Origin of the sequence: Rhizobium lusitanum (assembly GCF_014189535.1) — a bacterium.
Classification (GTDB): domain Bacteria; phylum Pseudomonadota; class Alphaproteobacteria; order Rhizobiales; family Rhizobiaceae; genus Rhizobium; species Rhizobium lusitanum_C.
Genome location: NZ_CP050308.1, coordinates 1,915,254 through 1,928,684 on the forward strand (window position 1 = coordinate 1,915,254; position 13,431 = coordinate 1,928,684).

At 61.2% G+C, this 13,431-nt stretch carries 11 protein-coding genes and 1 pseudogene; 4 read left to right on the forward strand and 8 right to left on the reverse strand.

What is annotated here, in order from left to right:
* Position 1: 1 nt before the first annotated feature.
* The 4 genes from mutT to HB780_RS23035 form a co-directional block, all read right to left on the reverse strand.
* The gene (gene mutT / locus HB780_RS23020; RefSeq protein WP_183697014.1) at positions 2 to 415 is read right to left on the reverse strand and encodes an 8-oxo-dGTP diphosphatase MutT; all 414 of its coding nucleotides are present in this window, start codon (positions 413 to 415) and stop codon (positions 2 to 4) included.
* Positions 412 to 1,221, reverse strand: a complete 810-nt coding sequence (locus HB780_RS23025) for a GNAT family N-acetyltransferase (RefSeq protein WP_183697017.1) — start codon at positions 1,219 to 1,221, stop codon at positions 412 to 414. Before HB780_RS23025 ends, mutT begins: the two co-directional genes overlap by 4 nt.
* On the reverse strand, positions 1,202 to 2,443 hold the full coding sequence (argJ, locus tag HB780_RS23030) for a bifunctional glutamate N-acetyltransferase/amino-acid acetyltransferase ArgJ (RefSeq protein ID WP_183697020.1): 1,242 nt from the start codon (positions 2,441 to 2,443) through the stop codon (positions 1,202 to 1,204). The genes HB780_RS23025 and argJ overlap by 20 nt, the downstream gene beginning before the upstream one ends.
* Positions 2,444 to 2,505: 62 nt before the next feature.
* Positions 2,506 to 3,408, reverse strand: a complete 903-nt coding sequence (locus HB780_RS23035; RefSeq protein ID WP_183697023.1) for a peptidylprolyl isomerase — start codon at positions 3,406 to 3,408, stop codon at positions 2,506 to 2,508.
* 246 nt (positions 3,409 to 3,654) lie between these two features.
* On the opposite strand from HB780_RS23035, the gene secA reads away from it, so the two are divergent.
* Positions 3,655 to 6,375, forward strand: a complete 2,721-nt coding sequence (gene secA, locus HB780_RS23040) for a preprotein translocase subunit SecA (RefSeq protein WP_183697026.1) — start codon at positions 3,655 to 3,657, stop codon at positions 6,373 to 6,375.
* 115 nt (positions 6,376 to 6,490) lie between these two features.
* Here secA and HB780_RS23045 read toward each other — a convergent pair whose 3' ends face one another.
* The gene (locus HB780_RS23045) at positions 6,491 to 7,384 is read right to left on the reverse strand and encodes a LysR family transcriptional regulator (RefSeq protein WP_183697029.1); all 894 of its coding nucleotides are present in this window, start codon (positions 7,382 to 7,384) and stop codon (positions 6,491 to 6,493) included.
* Between the two features lie 124 nt (positions 7,385 to 7,508).
* On the opposite strand from HB780_RS23045, the gene HB780_RS23050 reads away from it, so the two are divergent.
* From HB780_RS23050 to HB780_RS23060, 3 genes are all read left to right on the forward strand, one after another.
* Positions 7,509 to 7,718: a 4-oxalocrotonate tautomerase gene (locus HB780_RS23050; RefSeq protein WP_183697032.1), complete on the forward strand. Its 210-nt coding sequence runs from the start codon at positions 7,509 to 7,511 to the stop codon at positions 7,716 to 7,718.
* A gap of 238 nt (positions 7,719 to 7,956) precedes the next feature.
* Positions 7,957 to 9,372: a lipopolysaccharide biosynthesis protein gene (locus tag HB780_RS23055; RefSeq protein WP_183697035.1), complete on the forward strand. Its 1,416-nt coding sequence runs from the start codon at positions 7,957 to 7,959 to the stop codon at positions 9,370 to 9,372.
* Between the two features lie 2 nt (positions 9,373 to 9,374).
* On the forward strand, positions 9,375 to 10,646 hold the full coding sequence (locus HB780_RS23060; RefSeq protein WP_183697038.1) for a GNAT family N-acetyltransferase: 1,272 nt from the start codon (positions 9,375 to 9,377) through the stop codon (positions 10,644 to 10,646).
* On the opposite strand, the gene HB780_RS23065 is transcribed toward HB780_RS23060, so the two are convergent.
* From HB780_RS23065 to HB780_RS33385, 3 genes and pseudogenes are all read right to left on the reverse strand, one after another.
* Positions 10,643 to 12,289: an AMP-binding protein gene (locus HB780_RS23065; protein ID WP_183697041.1), complete on the reverse strand. Its 1,647-nt coding sequence runs from the start codon at positions 12,287 to 12,289 to the stop codon at positions 10,643 to 10,645. The two genes, HB780_RS23060 and HB780_RS23065, sit on opposite strands and share 4 nt — an antisense overlap.
* A gap of 103 nt (positions 12,290 to 12,392) precedes the next feature.
* A complete protein-coding gene (gene lepB, locus HB780_RS33175; protein WP_435693918.1) occupies positions 12,393 to 12,779 on the reverse strand; it encodes a signal peptidase I in 387 nt (128 codons plus the stop codon).
* A 172-nt stretch (positions 12,780 to 12,951) separates the two neighbouring features.
* A pseudogene (locus tag HB780_RS33385) lies at positions 12,952 to 13,347 on the reverse strand (signal peptidase I); the annotation flags it as partial.
* Between the last annotated feature and the right edge of the window lie 84 nt (positions 13,348 to 13,431).

Sequence of the window (13,431 nt, forward strand, 5' to 3'; positions counted from 1 at the left end):
CCTACAGCAGATCCTGCAAGAACGGGATCAGCGGCTCGTCGGCCGGCGGCATCGGATAGTCGCGCAGGGCCAGCGGCCGCACCCATTTGATCGCCTGGCCTTCGCGGCCATACGGAATGCCCTCGTAGCGCCGGCATATGTAAAGCGGCATCAGCAGGTGGAAGGTCTCGTAGGTGTGGCTGGCGAAGGTCAGCGGCGCGAGGCAGGCAATCTTCGTCTGGATGCCGAGCTCTTCCTCAAGCTCGCGCACCAGCGTCTCCTCCGGCGTTTCGCCGGGCTCGACCTTGCCGCCGGGAAACTCCCAGAGGCCGGCCAGCGATTTTCCTTCCGGCCGTTGCGCCAGAAGAATACGGCCATCGGTGTCGATCAGCGCGCAGGCGGCGACGAGAATGATCTTGCGGCCTGCGTCGCTCATGCCTCCCCCGGGGAACGCCAGTAGCAATAACGATAGGCCTCGCGGAAACCGAAGCGGGCATAAAGCGCCAGCGCCGGGTCGTTTGAAGCACCGACCTGAAGCCAGGCGGTCCGGGCGCTGCGCATGCGCGCCCAACGGAGCGCCGATGTCAGGATCTCGACACCCAATCCCTTGCGCCGATGTTCGGCCGAAACCGAAACCGACATGATGCCGGCGAGATCATTGTCCTGCACACAAAGCGTCGTCGCCACCGGCCCGGCGTCGTCATTCTCGATGACAAAAAGGCCCGACGGCGGCTTGATGCCGCTCACCACTTCCGCCAGAGCGGGCTTGAGCGCGGGATCGGCGCGATCGACCAGCAGGCTGGCGTCGACATAGCGGCCGACATCGTGGCTCGGCAGATGGTCCAGCGCATCCGGCAATTCGAGATCGACGAGATCTGCGATCATGACGATGGTCTCTTCGAACCGCGTCCAGCCCTCGCGCTGCAACAGCTCGATCAGCATCGGCGAGGCCAGTGGCGTTTCGCGCACCACCATCAGCCGGCCATAGGCTTCGAACTTGCGCTGCGCCTTCGTCAGACGGATCTCCAGATCGCGATGGTCGGAGGGATCGAGCGGCACGACGCAATTCAGCCGCTTCGACGGATGGCCCGCCGTCAGCCGCACCTGCCAGCTACCGTCATACTGCACGGACGAAGCCGGCCAGGCCCGGAAACCAACAGCTTCCAGCCTGCGCACCAAAGGCAGTTTGTTCATCGAGGACAGCGCGTGCATCAGTTCAATATCAGCTCCGGTAGTCGCCATTGATGGCAACATATTCCTTGGTGAGGTCGCAGGTCCAGACCGTTGCACGGCCATTGCCGAGCCCGAGGTCGACTTTCACGGGAATATCCTGCCGCTTCATCACGTTGGAAGCGGCTTCCTCGGAATAGGTAGCGTCGCGCTCGCCATCGACGGCAACGCGGATATCGCCGAACCAGATGGCGAGCTTGTCGCGGTCGGCCACTTCGCCGGCCTTGCCGACAGCCATGACGATACGACCCCAATTGGCGTCCTCGCCGGCGGCGGCCGTCTTGACCAGTGGCGAATTGGCGATCGAGAGCGCGATGCGCTTGGCGCTAGCATCACTCTCGGCGCCAGTGACCGTGATCTCCAGCATCTTGGTGGCACCTTCGCCATCACGGACGACCTGGATGGCAAGGTCCTTGAGGAGCTCGTTCAGAGCCGCGCGGAAGCCAGCAAGCTTCGGATCGTCGGCGCGCTCGATACGCGCCTGACCATCGGCGGCGGCAGCACCCGTGGCAAACAGCATCAACGTGTCGGACGTCGACGTGTCGCTGTCGATCGTCATCGAATTGAAGCTCGGGCCGACGCCGTCGGAGAGCAGCGCCTGCAAAGCGGAAGCGGAAATGTCTGCGTCGGTGACGACGAAGGACAGCATCGTCGCCATGTCGGGCGCGATCATGCCGGCGCCCTTGGCGATGCCGTTGATGGTGACCTTGACGCTATCGATCTCGGCGCTGCGGGTGGCGACCTTCGGATAGGTATCCGTGGTCATGATCGCCTTGGCAGCCTCGAACCAGAAGTCGCCGGTAGCGTCCTTCGCCATGGTGTCGAGTACGCCGGCGAACTTGGTCGCATCGAGCGGCTCACCGATGACACCGGTCGAGGCGAGGTAAACTTCGTTCTCACCGCAACCGACGGCGGCAGCAGCCGACTTGGCGGTGAGCTCGGTCGCCTGGCGACCCTTGAGGCCGGTAAAGGCATTGGCATTGCCGGAATTGACGACGACGGCGCGAGCGCTGCCATGGGCCAGGTTCGAACGGCAGAAATCGACCGGGGCCGACGGGCACTTCGAACGGGTGAAAACACCCGCGACGGCGGCCGGCTTGTCGAAGACCATGAGCAGGACGTCAGTCCGGTTCTTGTACTTGATACCGGCGGACGCCGTGATCATGCGCACGCCGCGCAAAGCCGGCATGGCAGTAAAGGATTTGGGAGCAAGCGGAGAGACGGAACCGGACATGAGGCCACCTGATAATGAAGGGCCCGGAAAAACCGGGCCCAGATAGTTGTGACTGCGACGACTTACTGCTGCGGCTGAGCGTCAGGAGCAATGGCGTCGTCCGCCGGTGCTGCATCCTGCTGCTTCTGCGCATCTTCATAGGCCTTGCTCAGTGCCGGGTCGCTGATCGCGACCTTGGTGTCCTGCTTGGCCTTGTTCAGAAGCTCAAGATACTTGTCGCGCATGACGAGCTGACGAACCTGATCCTTAACCTGGTCGAACGGCGGTGGCGGAGCAACGCGCTTGTCTTCGACCTTGATGACGTGCCAGCCGAAATCGCTCTTGACCGGGGTCTTGGTGTAGGTGCCGACCGGCAGCGCGAAGGCTGCATCTTCGAATTCCTTGACCATGCGGCCATGGGCGAAATAGCCGAGATCGCCGCCGTCAGCCTTGTTCGGGTCGGTGGACTTTTCCTTGGCGAGCGTGGCGAAATCCTTGCCGGCGTCGAGTTCCTTGATGATCGCCTTGGCTTCGTCCTCGGTCTTCACCAGGATGTGGCGAGCATGAACTTCTTCCTGCTTCGGCAGGGCTGCGACTTCCTTGTCGTAGCGCGCCTTGACTTCATCGTCGGTGATGGCGTCGGCGACATGGGCCTTGAAATAGGCATTGTGCAGCTCGCGGTCACGCAGATAGGCCATATGCGACTGGAAAGCCGGCGTCTGATCGAGCTTTTCGGCAGCAGCGTCCTTGGCGAGCAGCTTCACGTCGATCGAAGCCGAAAGTGCTGCGACCTTCTTCTGATCGTCCGGCAACTGACCGAGCTGTGGGTCGAGGTTGGCGATCGCGAGATCGAGTTCGGACTGATGGATTTCGACATCGCCGACCTTGGCGACGACCGGATCCTTCGCATCATCGGCAAAAACCGGCGCATGCAACGTAACGAATGTTGCGAAAGCAACCGCAGCAAGTTTATTATAGTTCAGCATAAAATAACCTTTCGGTGGTCTCGACCGGCTCGAAGCTGTGAATCCGGCAGGAAAAAAGCCTTCAGCAGGAGAATGTGGCCTTTCTGTATCGGCCAATTCCCGTTGACATCAATCGACCCCCCTCTTATCTGTCACGCAACCTCGCGTCCAGAACAGTTTCCGGGCGTTTTGTGCTGAACTCCCGTTTTTTTCGGAGATGGATGAAGCAGAAAACGACAGGATGAAATCTCAGAAAGGACCATTCAGATGGTCAGCCTAGGTGGAATTGCCCGCAAGTTGTTTGGCTCGTCCAACGACCGCCGGGTCAAGTCGTACCAGCCGAATGTCGTTGCGATCAACGCGCTCGAAGAGCAGATGCGTGCCTTGTCTGACGAAGCCCTCGCCGCCAAGACGGTTGAGTTTCGCCAGCAGCTTGCCGACGGCAAGACGCTCGACGATATTCTCGTTCCAGCCTTCGCCGTGGCGCGCGAAGCCTCGCGGCGTGTCCTTGGCATGCGACCTTTTGACGTACAGCTCATCGGCGGCATGATCCTGCATTCCAACGCCATCGCCGAGATGAAGACAGGCGAAGGCAAGACGCTGGTCGGAACGCTGCCGGTCTACCTGAACGCGCTGGCCGGCAAGGGTGTGCATGTCGTTACCGTCAACGACTATCTGGCGCAGCGCGACAGCGCCACCATGGGCCGCCTCTACGAATTTCTCGGCATGCGCACCGGCGTCATCGTCCACGGCCTGTCGGATGACGAACGCCGTGAGGCCTATGCCTGCGACGTCACCTACGCCACCAACAACGAACTCGGCTTCGACTATCTGCGCGACAACATGAAATACGATCGCGGCCAGATGGTGCAGCGCGGTCACAATTTCGCGATCGTCGACGAAGTGGACTCGATCCTTGTCGACGAAGCGCGCACGCCGCTGATCATTTCCGGCCCGCTCGACGACCGCTCCGATCTCTACACGACCATCGACGCCTTCATTCCGGGCCTGACCAAGGACGACTACGAGATCGACGAAAAGCAGCGCTCGGCCAACTTCTCCGAAGACGGCACCGAGAAGCTGGAGAACATGCTGCGCGAGGCAGGCCTCTTGAAGGGTGAATCGCTCTACGACGTCGAAAACGTCGCTATCGTCCACCACATCAACAACGCGCTCAAGGCCCACAAGCTCTTCCAGCGCGACAAGGACTACATCGTCCGCAACGACGAAGTCGTCATCATCGACGAATTCACCGGCCGCATGATGCCGGGCCGCCGCTATTCGGATGGCCAGCATCAGGCACTGGAAGCCAAGGAACGGGTTCAGATCCAGCCGGAAAACCAGACGCTGGCGCAGATCACCTTCCAGAACTACTTCCGCATGTATGGCAAGCTCGCCGGCATGACCGGCACGGCCTCGACGGAAGCGGAAGAATTCGGCAACATCTACGGCCTCGAAGTGGTCGAAGTGCCGACCAACCTGCCGATCCAGCGTATCGACGAGGACGACGAGGTCTATCGTACGCATGAAGAGAAGTTCAAGGCGATCATTGCCGAAATTCTCGATGCGCATAAGCGCGACCAGCCAGTGCTCGTCGGCACCACCTCGATCGAAAAGTCGGAACTTCTCGCCGAGCTGATGCGCAAGCAGGGTTTCACCAACTTCCAGGTCCTGAACGCCCGCTACCATGAGCAGGAAGCCTATATCGTCGCCCAGGCCGGTGTTCCCGGCGCCGTGACGATCGCCACCAACATGGCCGGCCGCGGCACCGACATCCAGCTCGGCGGCAACCTCGAAATGCGCGTCGAACGCGACCTGGGCGAGATCGAGCCGGGTCCGGAGCGCGACGCGGCGACCGCCAGGATCGCCGAGGAAATCCAGGTGCTCAAGCAGCGCTCGATCGCCGCCGGCGGTCTCTACGTCATCGCCAGTGAACGCCATGAAAGCCGCCGCATCGACAACCAGCTGCGCGGCCGTTCCGGCCGTCAGGGCGACCCCGGCCGCTCGAAATTCTATCTGTCCCTCCAGGACGACCTGATGCGCATTTTCGGCTCCGACCGCATGGACAGCATGCTGCAGAAGCTCGGCCTCAAGGAAGGCGAAGCCATCGTCCATCCCTGGATCAACAAGGCCCTGGAACGCGCCCAGAAGAAGGTCGAAGCCCGCAACTTCGATATCCGCAAGAACGTTCTGAAGTATGACGACGTGCTGAACGATCAGCGCAAGGTCATCTTCGAGCAGCGCGTCGAGCTGATGGACGCCACCGATCTCACCGAGACTGTCGGCGACATGCGTCACGACGTCATCGAGGATCTGGTTTCAAAGCACATTCCGGAACGTGCCTATGCCGAGCAGTGGGATGCCGACGGCCTGAAGACCGCCGTCGCCAACTTCTTCGACCTGGACCTGCCGATTCACGATTGGGTCAAGGAAGAGGGCATTGCCGAGGACGACATCCGCGCACGCATGACGGAAGTCGTCGAAAAGGCCGCGGCCGAAAAGGCCGAACGCTTTGGCCCCGAGATCATGACCTATGTCGAGCGCTCCATCGTGCTGCAGACGCTGGACAATCTCTGGCGCGAGCACATCGTCAACCTTGATCACCTGCGCTCCGTCATCGGCTTCCGTGGCTATGCCCAGCGCGACCCGCTGCAGGAATACAAGGCCGAAGCCTTCGAACTCTTCCAGGCCCTGTTGAACAACCTTCGCCAGGCCGTCACCGCGCAGCTGTCGCGCGTCGAGCTGGTGCAGCAGCCGGCCGAGCCGCAGCCCCCACCGATGCACGGTAGTCATATCGACGCCACCACCGGCCAGGACGAGTTCGCGCCGCTCGGCATGATCAACGAAACCGTCATCGCCCCGGAAAACCGCGACCCGCAGAACCCGGCAACCTGGGGCCGCATCGGCCGCAACGAGGCCTGCCCCTGCGGCTCCGGCAAGAAATACAAGCATTGCCACGGAGCGTTCGAGAGCAACGAAGTGGTTTGAGGCTTCAAAATCTCTCAGCAACAATCAAAATGCCGCCTTCAGGGCGGCATTTTTTATGCGCGATGCAGATTGGCATTCCTCGCCCGAAACTCCCGAGCGACATGCAGCGGGATCGCTATTCAGCGGATGCGCCAAAGCGTTTCAGCAGGAAATCGATCATGCTGCGCAGTTTCGCGGTCGGCCGACGGTCCACGGCATATAGCAGGTACATCGGCGAGGCGACGGGCGTCCATTCGGGCAGAACCTGAACAAGGCGGCCTCTGGCGAGATCATCAGCAAGCATGACTTCCGGCTGAAGAACGATACCCGCTCCGTTCAAGGCCGCCACGCGCAGCGCATCACCATTGTCAGCGGACAATCGCCCGCTCACGTCCGACCGCCACTCGCCATCCGGGCCGAACAAGTACCACTGGTCCCGGCGGCGCCAATAGGAGAGGCCGAGACAGTCATGCGTGGAGAGATCCCTGGGGTGTCCCGGCGTGCCCCGCCGCTCCAGATAGGTCGCGGACGCGGCCATTATTCTTCGATATGGCTGTAGAGGACGCGCCACCAGATCAGCCTCGGCAACCGCGCCTATCCTGATTGCAAGTTCACACCCTTCTCGTGACAGGTCCGGGGTCCCATTGTCCAGCATGAGATCGACGCTCACGGCAGGATACATGGCGAGATAGTCGGACAGCGTCGGCATCAGGCGATGACTTCCGAAAGTAACGGGAGAGACGATGCGCAGGAGACCACGGGGCTCGGCCTGCAATTCGCTTGCGCTCGCATCAGCCAGTTGCACGTCGGCCAACACTTGCTTGCAGCGCTCGTAATACAAACGACCGATTTCGGTTAGCTGCTGCCGCCGGGTGGTCCGGTGCAGCAGGCGAGCTCCCAAGCTTGCCTCTATTGCCCGGATTTGCTTGCCCGCCATGGTGGGCGACACGCCAGCAGCGTCGGCCGCGGCGCTAAAGCTGCCATGTTCGACCACCCGCACGAACATCGCCATGCCGGATAATTTATCCATATTATAAACCCAGTGGTTCTAAATGAATGAACATAGAACACGTTTATCGGAGGCAAGCTAGCGGTCATAGTTCCCTTGCCTCAGCCGTCTCAGTTCGAGAAGGCAGTGAAACAGGAGCTCTCCAATGCCGACAATTCACCTCGAAATGCATCCAGGCCGTACGCTCCAACAAAAACGTGATTTCGTCCGCAAGGTCACTCAGATTACCGCCGAAACGCTTGCCTGCCCGACGGATAGTGTGGATGTGCTGATCAGCGAGATTTCTCGCGAACACTGGGCCAAGGGTGGCCAGCTCGTATCGGATAAGGATGCGCCCCAGAAAATCGCGAGATGACGCGATGATTGTCCGTAGCACCAGCTACAAAGGCATTATCACCGATGCTTGAAAGAAACGAGGCCGTTTGAGGCTTTGCGCCGTTCCATCGATCCATGAAATGCCGCCTCCGGGCGGCATTTTTGCTGGCGCGGCTGTCCTTGATGTATTTCATTTACCAAGGAGAACCGATTCTTAACCCTCCTCTGCCAAAACTATCGAGAGGTTGAGCCCATATTTAAAGTATTGCGTAACGATCATGACGGTCTTTCAAACAGCTGAGAGAATGCTGCCGTCCGGGCTGCGGATCGTGCTGTCTCCTTATTTGCGCAAACTTGCCCCTGTTTTCATCGGCACTGACGAAAAATCCATCTCTCAACGCATGGCGCTCATCGCCTTTGCCATCCGCATTGCCGGCGCCGCCCTCGCCTTTATCTCGCAGATCGCACTTGCCCGCATGATGGGCCGCTTCGAATACGGTATCTTCGTCTTTGTCTGGGTATTGATGATCCTGTTCGGCAACCTCGCCTGCCTCGGCTTTCCGACCGCGATCATCCGCTTCCTGCCGCAATACGACGCCAGCGGCAATCATGACGCCATTCGCGGCCTGAACCGCACCGCACGCCTCTTCGTGCTCTCGGTTGCCGGAGGCTTGGCGCTGGTCGGCATGGCCGCCCTCCATGCCTTCAGCGGCATGGTGGAGAGCTATTACGTGATGCCGATCTTCCTCGGCCTCATCGCCGTGCCGATGATCGCGCTCGGAGATGTGCTTGATGGTACGGCGCGTGCTAATCACTGGCCAGTCATGGCGCTGAGCCCCACCTTCCTGATCCGCCCGACGCTGATCCTGCTCTTCATGCTCACCGCGATCCTTTTCGGCGCGGCGCATGATGCGGTCACCGCCATGGCAGCCGCGCTCGCAGCCGCGTTCCTCACGGTGCTTTGCCAATATCTCGCCGTCACCTTCCGCCTGCGCCGTCACTATCCGAACGGCCCGAAGGCCATCGAGTTCAACGCCTGGCTCGCCGTCGCCTTCCCGGTCTTCCTGGTCGAGGGCGTCGGCTATCTGCTGACCAATTCCGATGTCGTGGTGGTCGGCATCTTCCTTGATCCCAGCGAAGTCGCCGTCTATTTCGCCGCCGCCAAGATCATGGCTCTCGTGCATTTCGTCTATTTTGCCGTCAAGGCCGCTATCGGCCCGCGCTTTGCCGCCATCATCGCCGAGAACGACCGGACCAAGCTTGCAGCCTACGCGACCGAGGCCACCCGCTGGACCTTCTTTCCAGCGCTGGCCGTCGGTCTTGTTGTGCTGGCCGCCGGGCAATTTCTGCTCTCGCTCTTCGGCGCCGCCTTTACCGAGGGCCAGGTGGTTATCGCTATTCTGCTTGCCGGTGTTCTCGTCAGGGCATTGGTCGGACCGGCGGAGATATTATTGATGATGGCGGACCGGCAGATGCTCTGCGTCTATCTCTATGCTGCCGCGCTCGTCGCCAATGTCGGTCTCAATCTCCTGCTTATTCCGCATTTCGGGATCGAAGGTGCAGCCATCGCTACGGCGAGCGCCATGGCGCTCGAGGCTATTCTGCTGCATATTGCCGTGCGCCGCGCGCTCGGCATCGTACTTTTTGCGCTCGTCCGCAGACCGACGACACCAGCAACCAGCGGGGCACTTTGACCATGGCGCGCGCTCCCTTCACCGAAAGCACCAACAGCCAAGTGAATGCGCTCACGCATACACTCGCGGCGCTGCATTTCGAGCCGCCCAAGGCCGAGGCCCGCGTCGAAGTCGGCCGAGCCGGCCGCGAACTCTGCCTTTATCCCGGCAAGCTCGGCTATGAGCTGCAGGACGAGCTGGATTTCCTTTCCAACCGCGCGATGGAGCCGAATGTCTTCTTCTCCGGCCGCTTCCTGGCGCCGGCCATGCCGCGCCTCGAGGATCGGCACATTCGCCTCGCGCTGATGCGCGACCAGAGCGGCGCCCGCAGCCGCATGCGCCTGCTGATGCCCTTCACTGTCGATAAGCCGGGTTTTGCCATCGGCCCGTCGATCATTCGCGTCTGGTCGAATTCCTTCGGGCCGCTCGGCACGCCGCTGGTGGATGCCGAGGAGGCCGGCGAAACTCTCGACAATCTTTTCGAGGCGCTGATCCAGCGCGAGCTGCAACTGCCGACGATGCTGGTACTCCCAGATATCAGATTGAACGGCCGTTTCGCGCAGATGGCAAAGGCCGTCGCCATCGGCCGCAACCTGCCGCTGACCGTCGCCAATCTCTATCAAAGACCGATGCTCCACAGCAGCGACGATGCGCTCGCCTATCTCAAGCGGACGATCTCGAACGCGCACCTGCGCGAAATGCGCCGGCAATGGCGCCTGCTGGAAAGCCATGGCGAGGTCGTCTACGCCGTCGCCCGCCAGCCGCGCGACATTCACCGGCGCATGGAGGAATTCCTAGCGCTGGAGGCAAGCGGCTGGAAGGGCAAGAAGCGCAGCGCGCTGGTCACCGACCGCCACCATGCGGCCTTTGCCCGCGAAGCCGTTTCCAACCTCGCCGCCGTCGACGCCGTGCGTATTCACACCATCGACCTCAACGGCCGGGCAATCGCCTCGATGATCGTGCTGATGATGGGTGGCGAAGCCTATACTTGGAAGACCGCTTATAATGAGGAATACGCCCGCTTCTCGCCGGGCAAGCTGTTGCTGGGCGAGCTGACGGAATGGCATCTCGACGACGCCAACATCGTCCGCTCCGATTCCTGCGCAGCACCCGACCATCCCGTCATGAGCCGCTTCTGGCAGGAGCGAGAGGACATGGGCACGCTGATCATCGGCCTGACCCAGAACGGCGACCGCGACGTGCGGCAAGTGGCGGCGCAACTGCATATGTATCGCAGCACCCGCAACATGGCGAAGCTGCTGCGCCAGAAGATATTGTCGCTGACGAGGCGCTAGTCTTTCGTATCAACGGTCTCGGCGGCGGCGCGGTCACGCAGCAACCGGCGGATCACCTTGCCCGAGGTCGTCAGCGGCAATTCGTCGACGAATTCGATCTCGCGCGGATATTCATGCATGGAGAGCCGCGTCTTCACCCAGTCGCGGATTTCGGCGGCCAGCGCTTCGCTCGGCGCATGGCCCGGCACCAGCACCACATAGGCCTTGACGATCTCGGTACGCACGGCATCCGGCTTGCCGACGGCCGCCGCCAGCTGCACGGCCGGATGACCGCCGAGACAATCCTCGATCTCGCTCGGGCCGATGCGGTAGCCCGAGGAGGTGATGACGTCATCGTCGCGGCCGATGAAAGAGATATAGCCCTCCGCATCCTGCCGGCCGAGATCGCCGGTCAGCATCCAGCCGCCGGCAAATTTCGCCGCCGTCGCCTTCTCGTCCTGCCAGTAACCGAGAAACATCACCGGATCTGGCCGCTTTATGGCGATCTGCCCGCTCTCGCCCACCGGCATCTCCCGCCCCTCGGCATCGACGATCGCAACGCGATGGCCGGGCACCGGCTTGCCGGTCGCCCCGCCACGGCTGACGCCGAAAGCGGCGCTGGAGGACAGCACGAAATTGCACTCGGTCTGGCCGAAGAATTCGTTGACGGTGACGCCGAGCGCGGACCGCGCCCATTCATAGGTCTCGCGTCCGAGCGCCTCTCCAGCAGAACCAATAGTGCGCAGCTTCAGGTCATAAAGCGCTTGGGGATTGTCGATCGATTTCAACAGCCGCAGCGCCGTCGGCGGGATGAAGGCATTGCGCACGCCCATCTCGGCCATGATGCGAAATGCCGTATGCGGGTCGAATTTCTGCGCCGGCGAGGAGACCACGGGCACACCAAGCATCAGGCTTGGCAGCAGCGCGTTCAGAAGACCGCCCGCCCAGGCCCAGTCCGACGGCGTCCAGAGCTTGTCGCCGGCTTGCGGAAAACCCTCGTGAGCAAACTGCATGCCGGGAATATGCCCCGGCAGAACACGGTGGCCATGCAGCGCGCCCTTCGGTGGCCCCGTCGTGCCGGAAGTGAAGATCATCAAGGCCGGATCGTCCGGCCCGGTATCGGCGACGTCAAAGAGCGGCGGATGCGACGCGACGAGATCGGCAAAACCGGCTACACCCTCCTCACCACTATCGATGCTGATCACATGGGCCAATTCCGGCAGGCGGTCGCGGATCGGCCGTAGCCGTTCGAGACCGAACCGATTGGTGACGATGACCGAGGCGCCCGAGACCTTAAGCCGATATTCCAGCGCTTCCGCGCCAAACAGCAGCGCCAGCGGCAAGGCGATGGCGCCCATCTTGTAGATCGCCACATGCGCGACAACCGTTTCAAAACTTTGCGGCAAGAGCAGCGCCACGCGATCGCCGCGCAAGACACCGAGCGCCGTCAAGGCGTTGGCGAAGGCGGCGGAGCGGTCGCGCAGCTTGCCATAGGTCAGGCTGTGACGATGGCTATCCGGGCTGAAATGTTCGAGACAGATCCGGTCCGGCTCCCGCTCGGCCCAATCATCGCAGACCGCACGCCCGATGTTGAATTTCGCCGGAATCTCCCAGCGAAAATCACGATAAAGGGCCTCATAGGTGTCGTGCGGGGGCAGTTTCATGCGGAATTCCGGAAAAATGTTGCAGCGCAGCTAACACTTCCCGAGCGGGCTATTCAAGAAAACAATTGGGATAGCCCAATCCCACCGAACCCCGCCACCAAGTCTAGCGCACAAGCGACCAGCTGGTTCTCGCCCCCTCGCGGTAAAACAATAGCCAGAACTTGCCATAGATATTTGCCTCCGGCACGAAGCCGACATCGAAGCGGCTATCGTTGGAATTATCGCGATTATCGCCCATGACGAAATAATGCCCCTCGGGCACGCTGTATTCACCGGTATTGTCCCCTCGCGAATTCGGCGAGAGATCGAGCGTCTGATAACGGGCGCCATTGTCCAGCACCTCGCCGAAGACGGGAAGTTCGCCCGGTTCCATGCTGTAAGTCGATGTGATCGTGCCCTCGGCATCGCGCGGCACGGCCTGCCCGTTGATGAAGACGATCCCGCCCTTCATCTGGATGTGATCGCCGGGCAATCCGATGACGCGCTTCACGTAGTCGACCTCCGGCGCCGGAGGATAGGCAAAAATGACGACGTCCCCCCCGCTCAGGCTTCGCGCCGAACATTTTCAGCGGAATCCAGTCAGCCCGGTACGGGAAGGAGTAGCGCCCATAACCGTAATTGAATTTCGTCACGAAGGCATAGTCGCCCGGCGTCAGCGTCGGCATCATCGAACCGGAAGGGATGGTAAAAGGCTGGGCGACGAACGAGCGGATGAGGAGCGCGACGACGATCGGCAGCAACCAGAAAAACAGGAAAATATTGTACCAGCGAGAGAACCAGCGATATTGCCAATCGGCCGCTCCTCTTCGCGCCAGCAAGTAGCCGTGGATGCAGCCAAGCAGATGAAAGCACACCACCGCAATCGCCACAGCCGCCATCAGAGTCAGTTGCGGCAGCGCGAAGACTGCAAAAAACACCGCCAGATTGGAAAGCAGGAGATAGGCGACGGCCATGCGTCCCTTGCCGAGATAGGCCATGACGATGGCAGGCCCCAGGATCAGCCCGATAATGATCGCGGCAAGCGGGCGGCGGTCTCGGAAGAATCGAATGAAACCCATGGAAGTTCTCCGGCTGCTCGAACCGCCATCGTTACACAACCAATGCCTGCGTTTGAATGCCCTAACATGGCAATCCCCACAAAC